Origin of the sequence: Paenibacillus larvae subsp. larvae (assembly GCF_002003265.1) — a bacterium.
Taxonomy (GTDB): Bacteria; Bacillota; Bacilli; order Paenibacillales; family NBRC-103111; genus Paenibacillus_H; species Paenibacillus_H larvae.
Genome location: NZ_CP019687.1, coordinates 1,746,781 through 1,769,141, shown reverse-complemented (window position 1 = coordinate 1,769,141; position 22,361 = coordinate 1,746,781). Strand labels below are relative to the sequence as shown.

Here is a 22,361-nt window from a genome sequence, read left to right as displayed (position 1 = left end):
AAAACCTCTGATCATCCATGCATGACAGAGAGTATCGGGAGGGAAGGGAACTATGGAAAAAAGCATGCAAACAGTGTCAGTAAAGTCGATGTTCATCAACGGAGGGTGGGTGCAGGCGGAAGGCAAAGATACGCTGCACGTCATTAACCCCGCAACAGGCGAGGAAGTAGGGGTTGTCAGCTATGGTGACGCGAGAGATGCCAAGCTCGCCATTGAGGCGGCACATCAGGCATTCAAGGGCTGGTCCCGCTTGACCGCACGCGAGCGTTCAAAATATTTGCATAATCTTTACGAATTGGTTCGCAGCCATCGTGACGAGCTGTCCGGTATCATTTCGGCGGAGATGGGCAAACCTTTTCGTGAAGCCAAGGGAGAGGTACTGGGGGCGGCCGACAACTTTATGTGGTATGCGGAAGAAGCGAAACGGGTATATGGAGAAACGATCCCGTCTTCAGTGCCGAACAAGCGAATCGTAGTTAACCGCCAGCCTGTCGGTGTCGTCGGAGCTATCACCCCGTGGAACTTTCCTGCCAACATGGTAGCCCGGAAGATTGCGCCGGCACTGGCAGCCGGCTGTACCGTTGTTCTGAAACCTGCGGAAAGCACTCCATTAAGTGCGATTCGGCTGTTTGAACTGATTGAGCAAGCGGGTTTCCCTAAAGGAGTCGCTAACCTGGTCATCGGCAATCCGGAATCTGTGGGGCAGGAACTGACCGAAAACCCGAAAGTGCGTAAAATCACCTTTACCGGTTCAACGCGTGTAGGCAAGCTTCTGATGGAAGGGGCAGCCAATAACATCAAGCGGGTCAGCCTTGAACTGGGCGGCCACGCGCCATTCATTATTTTCGATGATGCGGATTTGGATGCGGCCGTCGAGGGGTTGTTCGAGAGCAAGTTTCGTAATTCCGGGCAGATGTGTATCTGTACGAACCGACTATACGTACACGAATCGGTAGCGGATACCTTCAGCGGGAAACTGATTGAACGGCTGAAAAAAGCGAAAGTGGGCGACGGCCGCGGCAAGGACACAGAAATCGGGCCGCTTATCAACGAGCGTTCGCTCAATAAAGTGCTCCGTCATATTCAGGATGCTAAAGATAAAGGCGGCCGGGTCCTGTATGGCGGCAATCGGTTAACCGAGGGCGAATATGGCAGAGGCTTCTACTGCGAACCGACCGTGGTTACAGATGTAACCAAGGAGATGGACATTGCGGTCGAAGAAACGTTTGGTCCGGTTGTGCCAATTATACCGTTTACGGACGAAGCGGAGGTCATCGCGATGGCGAACGATACATCGTATGGATTGGCGGCATACGTATACACGCAGAACAACAGCCGTTGTTTTAGGATGGCTGAAGAGTTGGAATATGGAATAATCGGGATTAACGACGGTTCACCGACACAAACCCAGGCCCCATTCGGTGGCTGGAAGGAAAGCGGAATCGGCCGTGAAGGCGGTCGCCATGGACTGGAAGCGTTCTTGGAAACGAAGTTTATTTCATTCGGAATATAAAAAAATATTTAGGTTTTATAAGGAGGAATTTACAATGGTCAAATTGATAGCTATATACCGTAAGCCGGAAGATATGGAAGCCTTTAATCAGCATTACTTCAACACGCATGCACCGCTAGCGGCTAAGATGCCGGGCCTTTTAAAGATGGAAGTGGGGAAAATATATGGTTCACCTGGGGAGAGAGCGATCTGTACCTGATTGCCGAAATGTATTTTGAATCGAAGGAAGCCTTGAAGGCAGCACTATCTTCTCCGGAGGGCTGGGCATCCGGAAAGGATCTTATGGGATTCGCCGGCAAAGTGGTAACGATGCATATGGCGGAGGTTCATGAGTGAGCCGTTCGTTTAACCGCAACCGATTCAATGATCTTCTCGGCATGACAGTTATGCAGCTGAATGACAATGGCTGTGTGATGCAGATGAAAATAAGACCCGAATTCCATAACAGTATCGAAGGTATTGTCCATGGAGGCGTCACTAACGCATTGGCTGACGCTGCCATGGGGCATGCTGCTGCGCCCCGGTAGACGGGGTGCAGCAGTGTGTGACCGTTGAAAGCAAAATCAATTACTTATCCCCGGCTAAAGGGGAATTGCTCATCGCCGATGCCAAGGTGCTGAGGCGCGGAAGCAAGCTGATTGTGACGGAAGCAAGGATTACTTGCGACGGGAAGCTCGTCGCGGTTACTTCAGGGACATATGTGCGCGTCCAATTGAATCGGCGGGAATAAATCTCGTAATACGGGTAGCGGAAGGATAGTGAGAATATGGAGCAATCAACAGTCAAGTTGGAGCAGGCCGGGCCGGTTGCGATCATAACGCTAAACCGGCCGGACGAACTGAACGCCTTTAATTACGCCGCATTGGTCCGTCTCGGCGTGATTGTCGAGGAGATCCGGCAGAATCCGAGGCATATTCGTGCGGTCATCGTTACGGGGGCAGGTCGGGCCTTTAGTGCGGGGGCTGACCTGAAAGAGCGGCGAACGCTGAAGGAGCAGCAGGTGCGCCGGAATGTTCGTACGATCCGCAATGTGTTCACTGCGGTGGAATAGCTTCCTCAGCCGACCATCGCCGCGATAAACGGGTATGCCTTCGGCGGCGGTTTCGAATTAGCACTCGCTTGTGATTTCCGTTATGCTGTCCGGGATGCAAGAATGGGTCTCACCGAGGTGAGCCTCGGTATTATTCCCGGTGCGGGCGGAACACAGCGTCTGCCGAGACTTATTGGTCCGGCAAGAGCCAAAGAGCTCATTTTGACCGCCCGTAAAATCACCGCTGTGGAAGCGCTTCATTTAGGGCTTCTGAACGGGGTGGCGGATGAGGCGGACCAGCTCCGGCGGATGGCATTGGCATTGGCGGACGAAATTACCGCCAACGCGCCGCTTGCGGTTTATCAAGCGAAATACGCAATTGACCGGGGAGGCGGGCATTGATCTGTACAATGGCTTGGAGCTTGAGGCCCAAGCCTATGAATTGATCATCCCGACGAAGGATCGGGCAGAGGCTCTGGCTGCTTTTGCGCAGAAACGAAAGCCCGTTTTCCGCGGGGAGTAGGGGGGAAGTGCGTGATATTCAATGTCGAAATGGAAACGGTACCACGTGAGCAGCTGCAGGTGCTTCAATTAGAGAGACTACGGAGAACGGTCAAGCGGGCGTACTATAATGTGCCCTTTCATCGGACGGCGTTGGATCGGTGCGGTCTTACGCCGGACGATATTCAGTCTCAGGATGACTTGAAGCGTCTTCCATTCATGCGGAAGTCCGATTTGCGTAAACACTATCCTTTCGGCTTATTTTCGGCAAGGATGAAAGAAATAGTACGCCTGCACGGTTCATCGGGCACAAAGGGAAAGCCTGTCGTCGTGGGTTATACGAAACAGGATATTGAAACCTGGGCCGAGATTGTCGCCCGCGCGATTTGCTGTGCCGGCGGCAGGCCAGGGGATATCTTTCACAACGCTTATGGCTATGGATTGTTTACGGGAGGACTCGGTCTTCATTACGGCATAGAACGTTTGGGTGCAGTGGCTGTGCCCGTATCCGGGGGGAATACGTACAGGCAAATTATGCTCATTCAGGATTTCAAGCCGCGTGGACTATCGGGCACACCGTCTTATATCTTAAATCTCGTCGAGGAAATGAGAAAGCAGGGAATTAATACACGCGAAACGAGTATTGAGTACGGTATTTTCGGATCGGAGCCATGGTCGGAGGAGATGCGCAGCCATTTAGAGGATGCTCTCGGTATCAAGGCGCTCGATATTTATGGCCTTAGCGAGGTACTGGGCCCAGGGGTCGCGATCGAATGCTGCGAGGCGCAGGATGGTTTGCATATTGCCGAGGATCATTTTCTGGCGGAAGTTATCGACCGTGAGACGGGTGAGACGCTGCCGTTCGGAAAAGAAGGAGAGCTTGTGTTCACATCGCTGACGAAAGAGGCTTTTCCGGTCATTCGTTATCGTACAGGTGACATTGCATCACTCGACCCCGGTCTTTGCAAATGCGGCCGTACAACCATGCGGATGTCACGAGTTAAGGGAAGAGTGGACGACATGCTTATTATTCGCGGTGTCAACGTTTTCCCGACTGAGCTGGAGGCGGTGCTCCTGAGTTTCGACCAGCTTGCTCCTCACTATCAGGTAGCCATTGAACGCGACAACGCCCTTGACCGTTTTGAGGTTCATTGCGAAGTTACACCCGAATACAGGAACAGGGTAGGGGGAGTTGAGGAAAACAAGGAGGTAGCTGAATTGGTCAAGGACATGGGAAAAGCGATCAAAAGCTCGCTTGGCGTCTCGGTTGTACTGCATGTGAACGAACCGAACAATATTGCCCGCAGCGAAGGAAAAGCAGTCCGCATCGTCGATAATCGAAGACGGTCGGCAGCCATTCAAGAAGGAAAAGGGGGGGAAGCGGGATGACGAGGCGCTATATCCAGCTATCGTCTGAGGGGAATGTTGCCATTATTCGTCTTAATCGTCCGAAAGTGCTTAATGCCCTGAACCGGGAGCTTATGCAAGAACTCGTTACAGAACTTGAGAGAATGGACGTGGACGATACTATCAGAGCTATTGTGATTACGGGAACCGATCAGGCTTTTGCCGCCGGGGCAGATATTACGGAAATGGCCGGTGAATCGGCAGTGTCCATGCTGCTGAATCGGCAGTTTGCCGTATGGGATTGTATCGGAGGCATTTCGAAACCTATCATTGCCGCAGTAAGCGGACATGTGCTCGGCGGGGGATGCGAGTTAATGATGAGCTGCGATTTAGTTGTGGCCTCGGAAACGGCACGGTTCGGCCAGCCGGAGATTAAGCTGGGTGTGATGCCTGGCGCCGGAGGGACGCAGAGGCTGACCAAAGCGGTAGGAACGCGCAAGGCGATGGAACTGCTTCTGACCGGGGATACAATGACATCGGAAGAAGCGCTTCGGTACGGTTTGGTCAATAAGGTAGCACCTGTCGAACTCTACTTCAGGGAGGCTTTGAAGCTGGCAAAGCGCATTGCGGCCCAGCCGCCGCTCTCCGTTCGCCTGATTAAACAGGCCGTCCGTAAAGCACAGGATCATCCGCTTGCGGACGGATTAGATTATGAGCGCCAATGCTTTCATCTGTTATTTGCCAGTGACGATCAGAAGGAAGGTATGCAGGCTTTTATGGAAAAACGAAGTCCTCTATTCAGGGGCAGGTAGGAGGCTTGGACGATGTATGAGACGATTCTGTACGAAATATCCGGGAGCGTGGCTCAATTGACGATGAACCGGCCGGATAAGTACAACGCCTTTACCGGGCAGATGCTTGAGGAAATGTCCAGCGCATTGAAAAAAGCGGCAAGAGACGAGGAGGTCCGGTGTATTCTCCTGACGGGGGCAGGCAAGGCATTTAACGCGGGGCAGGATTTGGGCGATGTGCTGGGAGCGGATACACAAGAAACTGCTTCGAGTCACGGGGAAGTACTTCGCAAACGTTACAATCCGCTCATTATGCAGATATGCAAAATGGAAAAACCGGTTATTGCCGTGATCAATGGCGCTGCTGCAGGTGCGGGCATGAGCATTGCTCTGGCTTGTGACCTGCGCATCATGTCAGAGAAGGCTTATTTTGTAAATGCGTTCGTCAGATCGGTCTTGTTCCCGACTCGGGGGCTGTTACTTCTTGCCACGCCTTGTCGGCTTGGGCAAGGCGATGGAACTGTCCATAACCGGGGAACGCATCTCGGCGGAAGAGGCCTATCGTATTGGTCTGGCCAATCGTGTATGCTCTGCGGAGCAGTTCTCTGCTGAGGCCGGACAACTGGCGGCCAAGTTGGCCCAGATGCCGACGCGCGCTATCGGACTCATCAAACGAACGATGCATAAAGGACTGGACATGAGTCTGGCGCAGGTGCTGGAATATGAAGCGTACGCTCAGGAAATTGCCGGAAATACAGAAGACCACAGGGAAGGAATACAAGCTTTTTTGGAAAAGCGGCTTCCTTTGTTCAAGGGGGTATAGCTCATGGCGGATACTTATCCGGTTGGCGTAGTCGGTGCAGGCACGATGGGAGACGGCATTGCCCTTGTTTGCGCAAGGCAGGGATACCGCGTTTATTTGCACGACATTAAGCAGGAGATGCTGGATAAAGCCCAATTATATATCGCTTCCATACTAAACAAAGATGCTGCGAAAGGAAGAATATCAGAACAGGAGCGGCATGAAACGTACGAACGTGTCACACCAGTCCAAGATATTGCCTTGCTCGGAAAATGTGATATCGTCATCGAGGCGGTGCCCGAGAAGCCGGAGCTGAAACGGGTAATTTTTACCCGGCTAACGGAACTGTGCCGAAGCGACGCGCTGTTGTTGAGCAATACGTCGTCCCTCTCGATTACAGAGATTGCAGGCGGTTTGATCTATCCCGAACGCATTATTGGTTTCCACTTTTTTAACCCTGCACCCGTTATGCCCCTAATTGAAATCATTCGCGGACACAGGTCGGGAGAAGAGGCAATAGAGGCCGCCTGCCGGTTCGCCCGGGAATTGGGCAAGACGCCCGTTCTGGCCGAAGATTCGCCTGGCTTCATTGTGAACCGTGTGGCCCGTCCCTACTATAATGAGGCGCTGCGTATCATGAATGACCGCATAGCCGGCGTGGAGCAGATTGACCGCATCATGAAGCAGGCCGGCGGCTTTAAGATGGGACCGTTTGAGCTGCAGGATCTGATCGGAATCGATATTAACTATGCTACTACGGAATCTGTCTATACCCGATTTTTCCATGAGAGCCGTTTTAAGCCGAGCCGTATCCAACAGCGGATGATACAGGCCGGGAGCTTGGGCAGAAAGTCTGGGGAGGGTTATTATCCATATGACAAGTAACGCGGTTTTGCTGGCCGGGTCCGGACCCTTGAACACAGAAATGCCTGTTCTTCTGGAGAAAAACGGATATTGGGCCGTATCATTGGCGGAAACGGAGAATAGCGGTTCCCGAATTCAGTTTAAGTATGCGATAGAAATGAGCAATTCTGATTTAGGGGAGAAGCAGGCTACTATACGAAAAATGGAGCGACTGTTGGAACCGGGCGTCCCGATATTTACCACCTCTCTTGCCATTACGGCAACGGAGATAGCCGCATGGGCACGGAGGCCGGAACGGGTATGCGGTTTCGGCACGTTTGCTCCGCTGGAGGAACGGGATCTCATAGAGGTGGCTCCTGCCCTTCAGACGTCAGCCCATACACTGAACCAGGGAGAAGCCTTCTTCCGCTCCCTGGGTAAAAATGTGGAAATCGTTCAAGACGAGACGGGTCTGGTATTCCCCCGTATTCTTTCCTTGCTTGTGAACGAAGCAGCCTTTGCCTTAATGGAAGGAACTGCATCTGCTGCAGATATTGATACCGCTATGAAGCTGGGAACAGGTTATCCGTTCGGTCCGTTCGAATGGGCGGACCGCATCGGGTTGGATGATGTCCTGGCGGTGATTCGCGGATTGCATCGCGATTTGGGAGAAGAACGCTATCGGCCTGCGCCGTTGCTCCGCAAGCTGGTGCTGGCGGGCAGGGTAGGTTTGCGAAGCGGCCAAGGGTTCTATTCATATGACGATGGAGGTTGAAGATATGGGGACGCCCGTAATTATTGATGCAGTGCGGACACCAATCGGACGGTACGGAGGAGCGCTTAAAAACGTACGCGCCGATGATCTGGGAGCTTTGGTCATTCGGCGGCTGCTGGAGCGGAATCCGGTCGACCCTGAGCGGATTAGTGGCGTAATCTTTGGCTGTGCCAACCAAGCGGGGGAGGATTGCCGCAATGTCGCGAGGATGACACTGCTGCTTGCCGGAATGCCGGTACAAGTACCAGGCGTAACCGTGAATCGCCTTTGCGGCTCAGGCATGGAGGCTGTCAATCAGAGCGCCTATGCGATTATTGCGGGAGCCGGCCATGCTTATATTGGCGGCGGAACGGAAAGCATGACGCGTGCCCCGCTCGTGATGTTGAAGCCGGAAGCGGCTTTTCAGCGGGGTCATCAGCATATATACGATACCACTTTGGGGTGGAGAATGACCAATGACAAGCTAGCCGCCGTTTACCCCCCATCAGCTTGGGAGAAACCGCAGAAAACGTCGCAGAGCAATACGGTGTTAGCCGGGAGGAACAGGATGAGTTCGCGCTTTCCAGCCAACGGAAGTATGCCGAAGCCCACGCGGCAGGAAAATTCGCGGATGAAATTGTTTCGGTGGAAATTACCGGACGAAAAGGCGAGATTTCGTTATTCGAACAAGATGAGCATCCCCGTCCAGGAACGTCACCGGAGCAGCTGCAGAGGTTGAAGCCGGCCTTCAAGCAAGGGGGAACCGTCACAGCCGGAAATTCCTCCGGCCTTAATGACGGAGCCGCAGCACTGCTTATTCTGGAGCAGGAGACAGCACAGTCACTCGGGCTGCGGCCGCGCGCGAGGGTAGTAGCTTCTGCGGTTGCAGGTGTCGATCCGGCCGTCATGGGAATCGGACCCGTCCCGGCTACACGTAAGGTATTGAAGATGTCCGGATTATCAATCGGGGAAATCGACTTGTTCGAGATCAATGAAGCATTTGCCGCACAGGTCATTGCTAGCGTTCGCGAATTAAACATCGATCCCGACCGGGTGAATGTCAATGGGGGGCTATCGCACTTGGCCATCCGCTTGGATGCAGCGGTGCGAGGATACTGACGACCTTGCTCCATGAGATGGAACGCAGGGATGCCCGTTATGGGCTGGCCGCGATGTGTATTGGCGTTGGGCAAGGTATTGCCACAATTATCGAGCGTGTATAACGAATATATAAAGATGCCTATAAGCGCGGGTTTACAAAAACCCCGGTAGGGAGGGAAGCGACATGAAGCCAGGGTTGCGTCCAGGTGCTGCCGTATCATTTGACGTTACAGTGACATCCGACATGCGGCCTGCTTTTGATGGAAAGGTAGTACACGAAGTGATGTCCACGGTCATGATGATTTACTACATGGAGAAGGCAGGGCGCGAGATGATTGTACCATTCCTCGAAGAGGGGGAAGAAGGATCGGGATATGCCCTTGACATCAAACACGTCGGACCGGCTGTGGTAGGGCAAACCGTGACATTCCGTGCCGTTTGTTCTGAGGTTTCGCCGAAGCGCGTTATTTGCCATGTTACTGCCGAGACGGAGTATAATCCGGTCGGGACAGGGTCGTTTACACAAGCGATTTTCGATAAAAAAGCGGTTACACAGCGGTTCATGGAATTGAGCCAAAAGGTGGAAAATCGGCAAAAGGCTGAAAAGCAGCACTAGACGCGTATTACAGGAAGTTTTCCGTTACCCAGTGGTTCGATAAGCCATTCGGCTGCTGAAATCGGCGGCAAAGAGCGTTTTACTCCAAAGGCTTATGTGATACAATTTGACAAGATAATATTTGCCAAATATAGATGAATCAAACTAGGAGTGGGTGAACGTGAGGCCGCAATCCATGCTGTTTACCATTTACGGTGGTACGTCCGGCATTACGGCAGTGAAATTTGGGTCGGAAGCCTGACCTGTTTAATGGGTGAATTCGGTTTGACCGAACAGGCGGTCCGTGCCGCTATTTCGCGCATGCTGCGTCAGGGATGGCTGGAATCGCTTAAGGTAGGGAATCGCAGCTATTACTCGATGTCTCCCCGCGGAAAGAAGCGTCTGGACGAGGCAGCAGCGCGCATTTACAAGCAGGAGACCGACAAGTGGAACGGTAAATGGTGCATTGCCAGTTATAACATTCCCGAGAAACAGCGGGGAATGCGGGATCAATTGCGCAAAGAGCTGGCCTGGCTCGGATTTGGCATGTTAACAACGAGTACGTGGATTAGTCCGAACGACCTTGCCGATAGAGTAAAGGAGATTGTGGAATCACACGGCATTACCGATCATGTGGAAATTTTCCGGGCTGACCATGTCGCGTGGAGTGAGCCTAGACAGCTGGTGCAGAAATGTTGGAACATTGAGGATATCAATGCCGCATACGCTGAGTTTATCGACGAATACCGGCCGGGTTATGACAGTCTGCTAAGCAAAATGGAGAAAGGGCAGTCAGTTCCAGATGGCTATTGCTTCGTGGAAAAGACCAAGCTGGTCCACCAGTACCGGAAGTTTCTGTTCATAGACCCCGATTTCCCCGAAGAGCTGCTTCCGGAGGTTTGGCTCGGCAAGGAAGCGGATCAGTTATTCCAGAACTACTATGATTTGCTGCACCCTGGAGCCAGCCGTTTTTTTGAACAAGTATATGAATCTTCTCCCGATGGGCTTCGGTCTTGAGCCGATTAGGCTTTGGTGGAGAATCTCCTTCTTGTACAAGAGAGGATCAAAGTAAGTACACAGCGTTTTAGTTTTTTCGCAAGCTTCATGAACCTCCTACTTCTGTGCTTTAAAGTGAGTTTGCATTTACAGGTTAATGAAGGGGGTTATCACGAGTTCCCCATCCATTACGGATGAGGGACTTTTTTTATTCTGATATTCATAGAGAGAAGTACATCCAACTATATTCCCGAAAAAAGATGATGTAATGTTGGTTATATAAGTTAATGTCGATTATTTCATAAGGGGAGCGGATACATGGGGAATAAGCGGGGTATCGAAGCTAAAATATGAACGATTTTGGGAAGATTAGAGAGCTGCCCTAGCTTGCCAATTGAAGGAGCTTTTCTTTTGATTGGCGTTGTTATTTTTAGTATTACAGGGCTATTTTGGGATAATTTAGGGAGGATCCATTACAGCATGGCAACTACAAACATCGGATTTGATGGTGAGCATCTGCGGAAGCAAGGTTACGAAGTGGTAGATAAACGACCGAATGGGAGAGTGCTCTGGGTCGTGGGCGGCTGTAAATTTAAGGAGGAACTATGGAAATATAAAGATCATGGCTTGTATTTTCGATTTGCCCGAAATGGCAGTAATTCAACCCAAAAACGGTCAGCCTGATTTTTACTTGGAAAAAATGTTTCAACAAAACGATGGATTCCTTACGCAAAAGGAAGAGGAGCCTGAACGGAAAGAAGGATTATGGCCGGCACCTTTAGTAGAGAACTCCGAAGCCACTGACGAAACCTTGCCTCCCGGTTCTATTGTCGTAGGTGGCTCCTCACCCGTGAACCAACCTGAAAAAACAGGTCTTTGTTCTTCTCAAGAGCTGCATGCAGATCGGATTTCAAGGGATGAAACGAATGAAAGTAAATGTACTACAGCGAAAAATACAATATGGATTCCTGAGCATCTGAAACAACAGCAGATTCAGGGCTTTGCTTCTGCTAGACTGGTTGATTTGTCTGATAAGTTTGGGGCTAAGACGTTTGGTGACTGGAATGAGGGAAGGCTGCTTCAATTATATGAAGAGAAGCCTAAATTGCTTCATGATATTTTGGTTCATTTGTGGTTTTTTGGCTTTCAATTTAAAGGCAAGCTCGGAAGGTTTCTGAAGTTGCAACACGAACACGGAGGGAAGCAGATTGGCCGTTTGCAGGAGGATATTATGTTAAATGAAATTCTTGCTCCAAATGTATGCCTTCTGCTTCAACGGTTTGGTATAACGGTATCTGCACAACTCAGCAGTATTCCCATTTCATCATTAGCTTGGTTATTACGTGGACGGCATGAAGAAACAGTTGCCCGCCTTAAGAATATTGAACAAAAGGAGAAGAAAACAGAGGTTAGTTCATCTTCGGTTTCTACAGAGATGGTTTTTAGAATGAACGGACAACAAATTATTTTGCCGAGTCATTTATGCGATACACCGATTGGAGAATTACCGTTTCAAGGGTGCAATGTATTACTAAACGGGATCAAAAAGGAGTGGAATATCTCTTATCTTGGAGAGCTTCCTGGAGATTTATTCCTATTGCGAAGCAGAATAAAGGGAGTCGGACCAACGGCGATAGCCAAATTTTTTACACAGTTAAAGAAACTTGTGGGAATGAATGGGGACTATCCAGGATGCAAGCAAACTTCCATGATCTATATGTCAGGCAGTATGGCTCAGGTAAGGGAGACGGGTAGAATAAATTGGCAGGAAGAGGAGTTCGTCTTAACAGAGAACGAATATCATTTTAGTCTTGATGAAACGATCTTTACAGGTATGCCTAGATTGATATTAGAACTTCACTATTCTGGTATAAAGACAGTCGGGCAGTTGCCTTATCAATTCGAAAAGCTTCTGACTTATGATGGGGTGGGCCGGACTGCTGTTCAAAAATTTTATATGCAGCTCTGTAAATTGCTTATATACAGACAACAGCTGGAAGATGAAGCTGCTTGGCGGCAGATGAATCATGAAGAACGTATGACCCAAGCGATCGGACAAGCGATACAAGATTGGCAAGCATGGCTTCAGGGAATGATGAAGAGTTATATAAGAGAGCGTAATCAGCCGGTTTCGATAGAAGAGTTAAAGGAGGAATTTGTTACTCGTCGGGGCTGGAAAAGTTTTACTGTGGATTATAATTTGACAACAGATTCTGATTTTGTTCGTGTTGATTTTGGCGTTATAGGTTTAAGAGATTTTTATATGCTTCAAGAAGTTGACTTACAGCAATTATATGACCAGCTGCGCAACTAACAGATAAACATCCTGTGATTCATATTAACCTGTTATTCGAAGAGATGAAGGAATTTTTGCTCTATGATTTGATGCAGGTGGAAAAAGATGTTGAATTCAAATTTATCCGATATCCGCTAGTGGCACTTGCCAATCAAGATTGGGAGGAACTTAACCTATATACGGTTACGGAACAATATATATTAGAACAAGGTGTAGAGGTTCCACGGGAACAGGTCTGGCACTGGTTAACTGAAGAGTTAGGCGCGCGAGAAGCAACTTTGGATTTAGTTTTGGCCAATTCCAAGGACATCTTTTTTTATACTCGCGGCCAATACGGAGAGTATATTCATCGGATAAACCTCGAATGGACAGAAGAAAAGGAAAATCAATTGTTGGACTGGGTAGGATGAAACGGATGAAGGGCAACTTGTGAAGCTTATACCCGTATAAGCTCACGACACGTGCAGGTATGCTTACTCTCAACTCCCACGCATTCGGGACGGCAAGTTCTCTACCGATTTATTTACCCGTTATCAACGAAGCGAACAAGCCTTTGTATTAGACTTAATGGGGATGGCCTGTGAATATTGACTCTACTCGTAAATTACTCAAATCACGGAGGAGTTGTGTGGAGCAGATATCATCTCATCGTACTTGCTTGGAGCAATCGTCCGCTTGGTGACAGCCAGTTTCCGTTTGTATTGGTAGATGCCATGTACGAATACCCAGGGTTCGTATCCACGTTTTGATACACGGTTGGTTACAGGAAACCGCACAAGCCATTGTGAGAAGGGCAGGCATTGAACTGCCTCATCCGTATCCGGTAACCAAAATACGCTAAAATAATCCCCCTGCCTAACCTGGTTCAGGGGGATTTTAAAGTGGAGTCTGACCACCCGTCGTGCAGAAAGAAGCAGATCGCGGCCCTTTTATCCAATTATTATTTTTCCTTCCGGATATCGGTACAAATCCTTTCTCTTTTTGGACTGAATAGCATAAGCTAAGGTGACGGGTCCCAACCTGCCCGCAAACATTAGCACTACAAACAGTATTTTACCAAATAGAGATAAGTCCTGACTAAGGCCCATGCTGAACCCTACCGTACCGAATGCGGATACAACTTCAAATAAAATGACCAGAAAGTCCTTTCCCTCAGTAGTTGATAGAATCATGGTAGATGCCACGATCAGCATCAGAGATATTAAGGTTACTGTAATGGCCTTGTAAATCTGGTTTTTGGACAGACGATGCCGGAAAAGGACGACATCTTCTTTACCCCGGAGCATGGTGATCACAGAGACAACAAGAATGGCAAACGTGGTTACTTTTATTCCTCCCCCGGTTGAACCCGGAGCAGCTCCGATAAACATCATGACCACCATGAAGAACTGGGTGGCCTGCCTCATCTCGGTAATATCCAGTGTACTTGTTCCGGAAGAACGGAGGCTGGCTGACTGGAAGAAGGAGGCAAGGATCCGGTTTCCTCCATCAAGTGATCCTAACGTCCGTGAATTGGTAAACTCACAGATGAGAATGACGACCGTTCCCAAAAACAGCAAAATGCCGGATGTGGCAAGCACCACTTTACTATGTAAAGAGAGCCTCCGCGTTTTGGGGTATTCGATCAGATCGGACATGACAATAAATCCGATTCCGCCAAGTAAAATCAGAAATACGGAAAGGACATTCATGAACACGTCATTTACATAGGGAGTCAGACTCTGAAACTCCCCAAAGAGATCAAATCCGGCATTGTTAAAGAAAGAGATCGCATGAAAGAAACCATAGTACAGAGCCTTGCTAAACGGCATTTCCAGTGACCAGCGGAAAGCAAACAGCAGAGCGGCCGTCAGTTCTATACAGACAGAGTACATGACCACTTTGCGGATTAATCGTACAATGCCTTCCACTTTGTTCTGGTTCATCGATTCTTTCAAAATAAGCCTTTCTCTTAACGTCACTTTCTTTCTAAGCACGGTGGCAATCCATGTAGTAGTTGTCATAAAGCCAATTCCGCCCAGCTGAAATAACATCAAAATGACAACCTGTCCAAAAGTGCTGAAATGGGTACCGGTATCCAGAACGACAAGACCGGTTACGCAGGTAGCCGATGCAGCCGTGAACAAGGCGTTAAGAAAACCGATAGAGATTCCTTTCGCGGATGCATCAGGCAGAGCTAATAAAATGGTGCCAATGGTAATAATTAAAGCAAATCCTACTACTAAAAACTGTTGAGGGCTTAAATAGGCCCTTTTGAATCTGAGTCTCAAACTATCATCTCTTTCTTACGGTATTCATAATTTGCTCAGTACCACTCTACAATAAATCGGACCTTTCTTCAAAGTATTCCCGAAAGAATTGAAATGTAAGAAAACGACTTTTGATTATTGACCCAAATTCCTTCATAATGTCAGCATGGGGCTTTTGCAAAAAAAAGTCCGAAATTGGTCGCCGATTGCGAATCAAATTGGGGAGAACCGCCGTATTAATAAAGAGGAGGGATTGCAGAATGGACATACGCATCGATGATCGCTATCTGCTCTTCAAAGCGATTCAACCTCTAGAGGATGGAGTCTTGTACAATGGACAGGACTTATTTTTAAAAAGAGATGTATTTCTTTATTTGCTGGATAAAAAAGGGGAAGTCGACTCGAAAGAATTTGGACAAAGTTTTGGTCAAGCCTCCAGGTTTACAAATGAACATTTTTTTCATATTTTAAACGCCGGGGTTACAGGCAGCCATATCTATGTCGTATTTAAAGCATACAACGGAAATCCCTTAGCCAAAAGTATTCACCAGCATACCTTACGTTCTCTGGAGATTTTGACAGCTGTTTTTGAGCTGGGCAAGAGCATGCAGGATGCCATGGAGGAGCAGATTTACGGGTTTTCCGTAACTGCGGATAACATTTGGCTTACCGAAGACAAGCAATTAAAAATTATGAATTACTGGTCGGGGGCGAACAGGGCCAGACAGGCTCATTGGGGCTTAGTAACCTGCTGTATCAACTGTTTACTTATTCAAGGGCGATTCCGCCGGATCAGGAAACTTACGAGTCCAATATTCTTCCTACCCTTCAGGGTCTGAGGGCAGATCAACGTGAAGCTTTGCTCGCAACCATCCGCCGGGTTTTCCGTGGAGAGCATTCCTTATCTTCCTTCGTATTGAGCCTGAGGGAAATTTTGTTGGTATCTGTGTCGGTGGAGCAACCCACTGTTCCGGTATTTATGGAGGAGCCCAAAAAGGAAAGGCCTGCCCAGAAGTATGATCCCAAAGAGTGGGAAGAAGTTGAGGTGGAGGATGAGGAGGATGAAGAGGAGGAGTACGAAGCCGTTCCTCCTGTTAGCAAAAAGCAGAAAGGAAAACCGAAAAGGCAGTTTAACACCCTCAAAATCCTGTTTATCATTTTAGTATTTTGTGTCGTGTTTGTCCTGGTATTTGCCTTTCTTCTCAGCAATCCTTTTTCTAAGCCGAATAAGACAGGATTTTCATCAACATCCTCTTCAGCATCGCCGACGGAATCGGTTCAGCCAAGCGCGAAGCCAACCAATAACGGGAAAGCAAATCCTGCTTCATCTGCCACACCGACGCCAACTCCGGCTAATTCGCAAACGGCAGCTGGCACTGTTCCCAATTTGATAGGCATGACCAAGCAGGAAGCGGAGAAAGCGGCGATTGCGGCCGGGCTTCGTTATAAATTCGTGATCGAACCGAGTGATCAGCCGGACGGAACTGTGTTTAAGCAGGACCCGGCACCGGGTACACCTGCGAAAAAAGGGGACTCGGTTTCCTTCACAGTAAGCAAGAATAATCAATAATAAGAGCATAAGTAAGACTAGGACGAACCACCGGATGAATACAGTAGGAGTAGAGGTGATGCGATGGCCAAAGTGGACTATGAGCTGATTATCAAAGCGGCCGATATTCCGGGTACTGATGCATACGCTCCAGATCCTGCTGTGAAGGAGGTGGCTAACCGGATTCTGGATAATCTAATACTCTCTTGGATGCAGACAGCCGACAAATAGTCGGCTGTTTTTATCGCTAAGGAGGAATGCAGATGCATGCTGCCATCTATGTGCGTGTCTCAACAGGGTTGCAGGCTGTAGAAGGAACGAGTCTTGAGACCCAGCTGGATTATTGTCTCCGCAAAGCCTTTGAGCTTGGCATTTCCCAAAATGACATTCATATTTATCGGGAGGAGGGCGCAAGCGGTGAGGATCTGGACCGTCCTGCTCTCAACCGGCTTCGCCAGGATGTAGCTTCCGGGACCTTTTCTGTCCTGATCTTGACTCATCCTGACCGCCTGACGAGGGATTTAACAGATAAACTGTTTATATGCCGGGAGCTGGAAAGCCGGAATATCCGGCTTGTTTTTGTGGACACGGAATATAAAAACACGCCGGAGGGACAGCTTTTTTTTAATTTAATGAGTGTGATTGCACAGTATGAATTGTCCCTAATCAAGAAAAGAACAGTACGCGGACGGCTGAAAGCCGTGGAGAAAGAAAATAAAATCATGCCGATGAGAACGGCTCCTTACGGTTATGACATTATAGGGAGTAAACTTGTCATCAATGAAGAAGAAGCGCGTTTTGTCCGGTACATTTATGAATGGTATGTCCATCAGCGGTGGACCATTCGTCAAATCGGGGAGAAACTGGTTGAGCTGGGGGCTATCCCGAAACGTAAAGAAAGCCGGTCCTGGAGCGCTAGCTCGATTCAGCGAATTTTAACTTCTGAAATTTATATCGGGCGCTATTATTACAACCGAAGAAAAACGGGCAAAGTGAAAGGGCAAAAGACTCCCTCCGGATCAAACAGGAAATTGCTGGAATGGCGGAAAGAAGAGGACTGGATAAGAGTGGAAGTTCCCGCTATAATAGACACCGGGATATATGAACAGGCTATGCAGCAAAGACAGCGTAACCGTAAAAAATCCGGACATGTCAAAGAATCTTATTTGCTGAGGGGCCTTATCCGGTGCGGGGAATGCGGCCGGTCCTGGCAGGCAACCAGTTATTCCGGAAGAGCGGACCCAATGAGCGGAGCAAAGAAAAAATACTTGTGTTACCGGTGTCCGAATAAGACTCCAGCGACTTTCGGAACAACCAGGCTTATATGTACTGCCCCTTCCTTAAAGGCTGAATGGCTGGACCAGAATGTATGGAAGAGCGTTCTTGTTCTTTTGACAGATTTTACCTATATTCATAACCGCCTTTGTGAACAGGAGGAAGGGATCAGACGTGAATTGGCCGGGAAAAAAGCGGCACTTCAGGAGCAATTCAAACAAACCGACCAAGAACTTGACAGAATCAAATGGATGTTTCAAAAAAATGTACTGACAGAAGAAGAACTCCTGCGGGGAACTGCGGAGCTGAATAAACGCAATAAAGAATTAGCTAAAGAAATTGAAATAGCCGTGAAGCAGGAAAAGCAGGTTCTTCAAAGATTAGAAAACAGGAACGAAATAAACCGTACCGCTTCGGAAATTGCTGCGTGGATTTGCCAAAAGGAATGGCCGGTTGGCGAGAAGAGAAAAATTGTAGAATTACTCGTTGAGGAAATTGTTATCACGGTAAAAGGGAAGAGAGTTTATGTATCAGTCAAAGGCCCGCTTGGAGAGCTGTTACGCAAGAAACAAACTAAGGTTAAACAAGAAGTGAACTGAAATAAATATGAACGGCAGGTCGGGGAGCAATCCCCGGCTTTCGTTAATGAAACAGGCTTCTGCAGTATACAGAAGCCGGACGGAATCTTTTATTTTTTTGTTTTGTAAAATTCATGATAAAGCTTCATTAGAGCTCTTTTTTCAATACGTGATACATAAGATCTTGAGATACCCAGTTCACAGGCGATTTCACGCTGAGTTCTCTCCTCTCCTCCATACTCCAGGCCAAACCTGCCTTTAATCACTTCTTGTTCCCGCTCGTCTAATATATCCAGATTCCGGTAGATTTTGCTTTTTTCTATTTTAAGCTGAACCTTATCTACGACCTCATCCACCTCTGTTCCCAGAATATCGATGAGTGTTATTTCATTTCCCTCTTTATCTGTTCCAATGGGGTCGTGGAGGGACACATCCTTTCTGGTCTTTTTCAGAGACCTAAGATGCATGAGGATTTCATTTTCTATGCACCTTGCGGCAAAGGTAGCCAGTTTGGTTCCTTTATTCGGAGAAAAACTTTCTATGGCTTTAATCAGCCCAATCGTGCCTATAGAAATTAAATCTTCCAGGTCTTCTCCGGTATTGTCAAACTTCTTGATGTTATGAACACGATCCGGTGTAAAAAGGCCGGATATCATATACTAAGGCACTCACCCATATGCACTGCTATGCATAAAGTATAAAGCAAATTAATTCAGTTTTACAGATGTATGAACAAGATATTCCAAGCTTACGGCTGAAATTGGCCATTAATGCCGGCAATCTGGAGGTTTCCATGTCAAAAACGTCGGTTACAATTACAATTCTGGTGCTGTTTCTTTTGCTGGTCATTGTATTATGGATATGGGTTTAAGGCGGGGAACGGCCTCTTTTTGAGACTGATCAGGGATCAAAAACAGGCCGTTTTTTTTTTACATACCTTTATATTGAGGCTCTTCGTTTTCCAGTTCAGCCACACGGGAATTTACTTGATCAACCACTTGTTGAGTCGTTTGGGCAGCTTCCGTGAATAATTGTTTAGCCGCTTGATTCTGAGTGTTAAGAGCGAAGGATTCCAAGCTGGCTTGAGCGCTTTTTAAAGAAGCCAGACACACTTTTACCTGAGATGCTACAGTCATGTTATTCACCTCTTTCTGCACATGTTTAATTATCATCTTCTGCGTAAAGGTTACCCATTTGTGTTTTTTTTATGTTGGAAGAAAAAGGATGGTTTTAATTTCGCTAACCCATTATTTTTTGGTACATCCTACTCTAAAGAGTGCAATAGAAAGGGGAGCAACAAAATGGCGGATTGGATTACAATTGTTATTCGATCGCTGGGTGCTATCGCCATGCTTTTTATCATAACCCGGATTTTGGGGAAAAAGCAGATTTCACAGCTTACTTTTTTTGAATACATTACCGGGATCACATTAGGAGAACTGGCAGGCTTTATTTCTACAGATATTGAGAACAATTATTTTCTCGGGGCATTGGCTCTGTTTGTTTGGTTTTTGGTGCCCTTTCTGCTAGAAATGACCACTCTAAAGAGTAAAAAACTCCGGGAATGGTTTGACGGGAAAGGAACCGTTCTGATCAAAGAGGGAAAAATACTCGAAGATAATCTGAAGAAAGAACGTTATACCGCAGATGAACTTCTGGAACAGCTGCGTACCAAAAATGTCTTTAAAGTGCAGGATGTTGAGTTTGCTGTTCTGGAAGCCAGTGGTGACGTTAGTGTAATGCTGAAAAGGGAAAATCAGCCGCTCACCCCAAAAGATATGATGATAAAGCCGTACCCTGAAAAAGAACCTCAAGCGGTAATTATTGATGGGAAAGTTGTCAAAGAAGCCATGGCAAATTCCGGCTATTCAATTGAATGGCTGATGACAGAACTGGAGAAAATAGGTGTACCCTTAAATAATGTGTTTTTAGGCCAGGTCGATTCTAACGGCTCTTTATATGTGGATTTATATGATGACCTTCTTCAGGTACCTGTTCCTCAAGAAAAAGAGGTATTATTGGCAACACTGAAAAAATGTCAGGCTGATCTGGAGATGTTCAGCTTATCCACTCAAAACCGCAGCGCAAAATATTCTTATCAGGGGAGTGCGGCGCGAATAAAAAAAGTACTGAAGCAGTTAACGCCGGCAATTAAACGGATGTAAGCTGTAAAAGTTCATCATGGAGGAATTAAAAATGGCGGGCAGCAAAAAGCATAAAAAACATACGATAATTCAACAGGAATATCAGCAATTTGCCAAAAAAAAGGAACCTAAGAGACCAGTCTTGGCAAATTGCCTGAAAGCCTTTTTGGTTGGCGGTCTAATCAGTATAATTGGACAAGCGCTGATGAATACGTTCAAGCATTTAGGTTTTGATGAAGAGAAAGCCGCCAATCCTACGGTTGCGGTTTTAATTCTGATCTCCGTCATCCTTACCTGTTTTGGTGTTTATGACAAAATTGCTCAATGGGCAGGGGCGGGAACGGCTGTGCCGGTTACGGGTTTCGCTAATTCAATGTGTTCGGCAGCATTGGAACACCGCAGTGAAGGACTTGTTCTTGGAGTAGGCGGCAATATGTTTAAACTGGCCGGTTCCGTCATTGTTTTCGGGACCACCGCTACTTTTTTAGTAGGCATTGTCTATTTTATTTTCGGCATTAGGGGGCATTGACCATGCTAAAGGGACATCAAAGCTGGTTGTTTGAGAATAAACCGGTTATTTTATCCACGGCAACGGTTGTTGGTCCAGAAGAGGGCGCAGGTCCTCTGGCGAGAGATTTTGACGTTATCCATGAGGATATGACGTTAGGACAAACCAGTTGGGAAAAGGCAGAGAAAAAGCTCATGGAAGAGGCCGCCAACCTGGCTATCAAAAAATCTGGAGTAAATAAAGGCAGCATTCAATTTTACCTTGGCGGGGACTTGTTGAACCAGATCATATCCAACAGTTTTGCGGCAAGAACACTTGCAATTCCTTACATAGGTATTTTTGGGGCCTGCTCCACTTCCATGGAGGGGCTTGCCTTAGCCTCCCTGATAGTCAACGCGGGGGCAGCTGACCATGCTATGTGCGGAACCTGCAGCCATAATTGTACAGTTGAGAAACAATTCCGCTATCCGACTGAATACGGGTCCCAGAAACCCCCCACTGCCCAATACACTGTAACAGGTGCCGGTGCCGCCATCGTGGGCCGCACTGGAGAAGGGCCGGTTGTCACCGGAGCAACAATCGGAAAGGTTATGGATATGGGAATCACAGACCCGTTCAATATGGGTGCTGCCATGTCTCCGGCGGCTGCGGATACCCTTCAGGCTCATTTTAGAGACTTTCAGAGAGAACCGGGATACTACGATTTAATTGTGACAGGGGATTTAGCTGCTGTAGGTTATGATATTACGAAAGGTTTGCTGAAAAAACACAAGGTTCCGATGGAACAGACCACCTTTAAGGATTGCGGGCTAATGGTGTTTGACCGTGAAAAACAGGGAGTGCAAGCCGGAGGAAGCGGCTGTGGATGTTCGGCAGTAGTTAGTTACGGTCATATTATGAAGCAGCTTAAAGAAGGTAAATTGCGTCGTGTGCTGGTTGTGGCTACGGGAGCTTTACTGTCTCCCTTGTCTTATCAGCAGGGGGAAAGCATCCCTTGTATCGCCCATGCGGTTGCCATTGAGAATGAAAGGAGCTGATAATTAATGATTATGCATTTTGTCTGGGCTTTTTTGGTTGGTGGAGCGATCTGCGTAATCGGCCAGCTGCTGATGGATGTTTGCAAACTGACACCGGCTCATACCATGGCAGCGCTTGTTGTGAGTGGGGCTGTATTGGACGGGCTCGGATTATATGAGCCTTTAATAAAGTTTGCAGGAGCGGGAGCCACCGTTCCAATCACCAGTTTTGGCAATTCCCTTGTCCATGGTGCTTTGAAGGAGCTGAACGAACACGGCTGGATCGGTATTATTACCGGAATCTTCGAAGTAACAAGTGCGGGAATATCAGCTGCTATTATTTTTTCCTTTCTGGCAGCTTTATTTGTCCGGCCTAAAGGTTAAGAAGATGCCGTACTTCAAAAAGGAACATTGCTTATTTAATTATAAACGTTTCTGCTTGGCTGGGGAGCTAGACTCCGCAGCCTTTTTTG

The 22,361-nt window shown here is 48.0% G+C and carries 22 protein-coding genes and 6 pseudogenes; 25 read left to right on the top strand and 3 right to left on the bottom strand.

Annotated elements, in window-relative coordinates; all coding sequences use genetic code 11:
• The first annotated feature begins 52 nt into the window (after positions 1-52).
• The 17 genes and pseudogenes from BXP28_RS09185 to BXP28_RS25545 form a co-directional block, all read left to right on the top strand.
• On the top strand, positions 53-1,513 hold the full coding sequence (locus tag BXP28_RS09185) for an NAD-dependent succinate-semialdehyde dehydrogenase (protein ID WP_077585016.1): 1,461 nt from the start codon (positions 53-55) through the stop codon (positions 1,511-1,513).
• Between the two features lie 34 nt (positions 1,514-1,547).
• Positions 1,548-1,849, top strand: a pseudogene (locus tag BXP28_RS09180) (EthD family reductase).
• Positions 1,846-2,040 (top strand): PaaI family thioesterase, encoded by a 195-nt coding sequence (locus BXP28_RS24165; RefSeq protein ID WP_257125680.1) that lies wholly within the window; start codon positions 1,846-1,848, stop codon positions 2,038-2,040. Before BXP28_RS09180 ends, BXP28_RS24165 begins: the two are co-directional and overlap by 4 nt.
• A 17-nt stretch (positions 2,041-2,057) precedes the next feature.
• Positions 2,058-2,243, top strand: a complete 186-nt coding sequence (locus BXP28_RS24160; protein ID WP_257125679.1) for a PaaI family thioesterase — start codon at positions 2,058-2,060, stop codon at positions 2,241-2,243.
• A 36-nt stretch (positions 2,244-2,279) separates the two neighbouring features.
• Positions 2,280-3,066 (top strand): annotated as a pseudogene (locus tag BXP28_RS09170) (enoyl-CoA hydratase-related protein).
• Between the two features lie 11 nt (positions 3,067-3,077).
• Complete coding sequence (locus BXP28_RS09165) at positions 3,078-4,433, top strand: phenylacetate--CoA ligase family protein (RefSeq protein WP_036656439.1); 1,356 nt, start codon at positions 3,078-3,080, stop codon at positions 4,431-4,433.
• Complete coding sequence (locus tag BXP28_RS09160; protein WP_036656441.1) at positions 4,430-5,203, top strand: enoyl-CoA hydratase-related protein; 774 nt, start codon at positions 4,430-4,432, stop codon at positions 5,201-5,203. Before BXP28_RS09165 ends, BXP28_RS09160 begins: the two co-directional genes overlap by 4 nt.
• Positions 5,204-5,215: 12 nt before the next feature.
• Positions 5,216-6,005 (top strand): annotated as a pseudogene (locus BXP28_RS09155) (enoyl-CoA hydratase-related protein).
• A 3-nt stretch (positions 6,006-6,008) separates the two neighbouring features.
• A complete protein-coding gene (locus BXP28_RS09150) occupies positions 6,009-6,869 on the top strand; it encodes a 3-hydroxyacyl-CoA dehydrogenase family protein (protein WP_023483847.1) in 861 nt (286 codons plus the stop codon).
• Positions 6,859-7,602: a 3-hydroxyacyl-CoA dehydrogenase family protein gene (locus tag BXP28_RS09145; RefSeq protein ID WP_023483848.1), complete on the top strand. Its 744-nt coding sequence runs from the start codon at positions 6,859-6,861 to the stop codon at positions 7,600-7,602. The genes BXP28_RS09150 and BXP28_RS09145 overlap by 11 nt, the downstream gene beginning before the upstream one ends.
• 4 nt (positions 7,603-7,606) lie before the next feature.
• Positions 7,607-8,804 (top strand): annotated as a pseudogene (locus tag BXP28_RS09140) (thiolase family protein).
• Between the two features lie 62 nt (positions 8,805-8,866).
• Entirely contained in the window at positions 8,867-9,298 is a 432-nt protein-coding gene (locus BXP28_RS09135) for a thioesterase family protein (protein WP_036656444.1), read from the top strand.
• A gap of 160 nt (positions 9,299-9,458) precedes the next feature.
• Positions 9,459-10,294: pseudogene (gene paaX / locus BXP28_RS09130) on the top strand (phenylacetic acid degradation operon negative regulatory protein PaaX).
• 459 nt (positions 10,295-10,753) lie between these two features.
• The gene (locus tag BXP28_RS22680; RefSeq protein WP_144029700.1) at positions 10,754-10,957 is read left to right on the top strand and encodes a hypothetical protein; all 204 of its coding nucleotides are present in this window, start codon (positions 10,754-10,756) and stop codon (positions 10,955-10,957) included.
• Positions 10,923-12,587, top strand: coding sequence for a hypothetical protein (locus BXP28_RS09125; RefSeq protein WP_152532846.1), 1,665 nt, complete (start codon positions 10,923-10,925; stop codon positions 12,585-12,587). Before BXP28_RS22680 ends, BXP28_RS09125 begins: the two co-directional genes overlap by 35 nt.
• Positions 12,588-12,601: 14 nt before the next feature.
• Complete coding sequence (locus BXP28_RS09120) at positions 12,602-12,979, top strand: hypothetical protein (RefSeq protein ID WP_023483853.1); 378 nt, start codon at positions 12,602-12,604, stop codon at positions 12,977-12,979.
• 29 nt (positions 12,980-13,008) lie between these two features.
• Positions 13,009-13,288, top strand: a pseudogene (locus tag BXP28_RS25545) (transposase); the annotation flags it as partial.
• Positions 13,289-13,498: 210 nt separating this feature from the next.
• Here the strand turns inward: BXP28_RS25545 and BXP28_RS09115 are convergent.
• Positions 13,499-14,839, bottom strand: a complete 1,341-nt coding sequence (locus BXP28_RS09115; protein WP_023483854.1) for a TrkH family potassium uptake protein — start codon at positions 14,837-14,839, stop codon at positions 13,499-13,501.
• A gap of 239 nt (positions 14,840-15,078) precedes the next feature.
• Between BXP28_RS09115 and BXP28_RS09110 the strand changes: the two genes are divergently transcribed.
• From BXP28_RS09110 to BXP28_RS09100, 4 genes are all read left to right on the top strand, one after another.
• Positions 15,079-15,657, top strand: coding sequence for a hypothetical protein (locus tag BXP28_RS09110; protein WP_077585015.1), 579 nt, complete (start codon positions 15,079-15,081; stop codon positions 15,655-15,657).
• Positions 15,552-16,388, top strand: coding sequence for a PASTA domain-containing protein (locus tag BXP28_RS09105; RefSeq protein WP_198041835.1), 837 nt, complete (start codon positions 15,552-15,554; stop codon positions 16,386-16,388). Before BXP28_RS09110 ends, BXP28_RS09105 begins: the two co-directional genes overlap by 106 nt.
• 63 nt (positions 16,389-16,451) lie before the next feature.
• Entirely contained in the window at positions 16,452-16,598 is a 147-nt protein-coding gene (locus tag BXP28_RS22670) for a hypothetical protein (RefSeq protein WP_024093524.1), read from the top strand.
• Between the two features lie 32 nt (positions 16,599-16,630).
• Positions 16,631-18,241: a recombinase family protein gene (locus BXP28_RS09100; protein WP_046655038.1), complete on the top strand. Its 1,611-nt coding sequence runs from the start codon at positions 16,631-16,633 to the stop codon at positions 18,239-18,241.
• An 89-nt stretch (positions 18,242-18,330) separates the two neighbouring features.
• On the opposite strand, the gene sigK is transcribed toward BXP28_RS09100, so the two are convergent.
• Complete coding sequence (gene sigK / locus BXP28_RS09095; RefSeq protein ID WP_023483857.1) at positions 18,331-18,876, bottom strand: RNA polymerase sporulation sigma factor SigK; 546 nt, start codon at positions 18,874-18,876, stop codon at positions 18,331-18,333.
• A gap of 273 nt (positions 18,877-19,149) precedes the next feature.
• Positions 19,150-19,356, bottom strand: a complete 207-nt coding sequence (locus BXP28_RS09090) for a DUF1657 domain-containing protein (protein WP_036656451.1) — start codon at positions 19,354-19,356, stop codon at positions 19,150-19,152.
• Between the two features lie 165 nt (positions 19,357-19,521).
• Between BXP28_RS09090 and BXP28_RS09085 the strand changes: the two genes are divergently transcribed.
• Genes BXP28_RS09085 through spoVAE form a run of 4 tightly spaced genes read left to right on the top strand, consistent with a single transcriptional unit; the run spans position 19,522 to position 22,272 of the window.
• The gene (locus BXP28_RS09085) at positions 19,522-20,385 is read left to right on the top strand and encodes a DUF421 domain-containing protein (protein ID WP_023483858.1); all 864 of its coding nucleotides are present in this window, start codon (positions 19,522-19,524) and stop codon (positions 20,383-20,385) included.
• Positions 20,386-20,416: 31 nt separating this feature from the next.
• Positions 20,417-20,893, top strand: a complete 477-nt coding sequence (spoVAC, locus tag BXP28_RS09080; protein WP_036656454.1) for a stage V sporulation protein AC — start codon at positions 20,417-20,419, stop codon at positions 20,891-20,893.
• A 2-nt stretch (positions 20,894-20,895) separates the two neighbouring features.
• Positions 20,896-21,909, top strand: a complete 1,014-nt coding sequence (spoVAD, locus tag BXP28_RS09075) for a stage V sporulation protein AD (RefSeq protein WP_023483860.1) — start codon at positions 20,896-20,898, stop codon at positions 21,907-21,909.
• Between the two features lie 12 nt (positions 21,910-21,921).
• A complete protein-coding gene (gene spoVAE, locus BXP28_RS09070; protein ID WP_036657721.1) occupies positions 21,922-22,272 on the top strand; it encodes a stage V sporulation protein AE in 351 nt (116 codons plus the stop codon).
• Positions 22,273-22,361: the final 89 nt, after the last annotated feature.

What these genes read in the sequence shown, in the direction of transcription:
- BXP28_RS09150 (WP_023483847.1), top strand. Translation starts at nt 6,009, where the DNA reads ATGGCGGATACTTATCCGGTTGGCGTAGTCGGTGCAGGCACGATGGGA.
- sigK (WP_023483857.1), bottom strand. Translation starts at nt 18,876, where the DNA reads ATGATATCCGGCCTTTTTACACCGGATCGTGTTCATAACATCAAGAAG.
- BXP28_RS09090 (WP_036656451.1), bottom strand. Translation starts at nt 19,356, where the DNA reads ATGACTGTAGCATCTCAGGTAAAAGTGTGTCTGGCTTCTTTAAAAAGC.
- spoVAD (WP_023483860.1), top strand. Translation starts at nt 20,896, where the DNA reads ATGCTAAAGGGACATCAAAGCTGGTTGTTTGAGAATAAACCGGTTATT.
- BXP28_RS22670 (WP_024093524.1), top strand. Translation starts at nt 16,452, where the DNA reads ATGGCCAAAGTGGACTATGAGCTGATTATCAAAGCGGCCGATATTCCG.
- BXP28_RS09125 (WP_152532846.1), top strand. Translation starts at nt 10,923, where the DNA reads ATGGCAGTAATTCAACCCAAAAACGGTCAGCCTGATTTTTACTTGGAA.
- BXP28_RS09110 (WP_077585015.1), top strand. Translation starts at nt 15,079, where the DNA reads ATGGACATACGCATCGATGATCGCTATCTGCTCTTCAAAGCGATTCAA.
- BXP28_RS09185 (WP_077585016.1), top strand. Translation starts at nt 53, where the DNA reads ATGGAAAAAAGCATGCAAACAGTGTCAGTAAAGTCGATGTTCATCAAC.
- BXP28_RS09085 (WP_023483858.1), top strand. Translation starts at nt 19,522, where the DNA reads ATGGCGGATTGGATTACAATTGTTATTCGATCGCTGGGTGCTATCGCC.
- spoVAC (WP_036656454.1), top strand. Translation starts at nt 20,417, where the DNA reads ATGGCGGGCAGCAAAAAGCATAAAAAACATACGATAATTCAACAGGAA.
- BXP28_RS09135 (WP_036656444.1), top strand. Translation starts at nt 8,867, where the DNA reads ATGAAGCCAGGGTTGCGTCCAGGTGCTGCCGTATCATTTGACGTTACA.
- BXP28_RS09145 (WP_023483848.1), top strand. Translation starts at nt 6,859, where the DNA reads ATGACAAGTAACGCGGTTTTGCTGGCCGGGTCCGGACCCTTGAACACA.
- BXP28_RS09100 (WP_046655038.1), top strand. Translation starts at nt 16,631, where the DNA reads ATGCATGCTGCCATCTATGTGCGTGTCTCAACAGGGTTGCAGGCTGTA.
- BXP28_RS09160 (WP_036656441.1), top strand. Translation starts at nt 4,430, where the DNA reads ATGACGAGGCGCTATATCCAGCTATCGTCTGAGGGGAATGTTGCCATT.
- BXP28_RS22680 (WP_144029700.1), top strand. Translation starts at nt 10,754, where the DNA reads ATGGCAACTACAAACATCGGATTTGATGGTGAGCATCTGCGGAAGCAA.
- spoVAE (WP_036657721.1), top strand. Translation starts at nt 21,922, where the DNA reads ATGCATTTTGTCTGGGCTTTTTTGGTTGGTGGAGCGATCTGCGTAATC.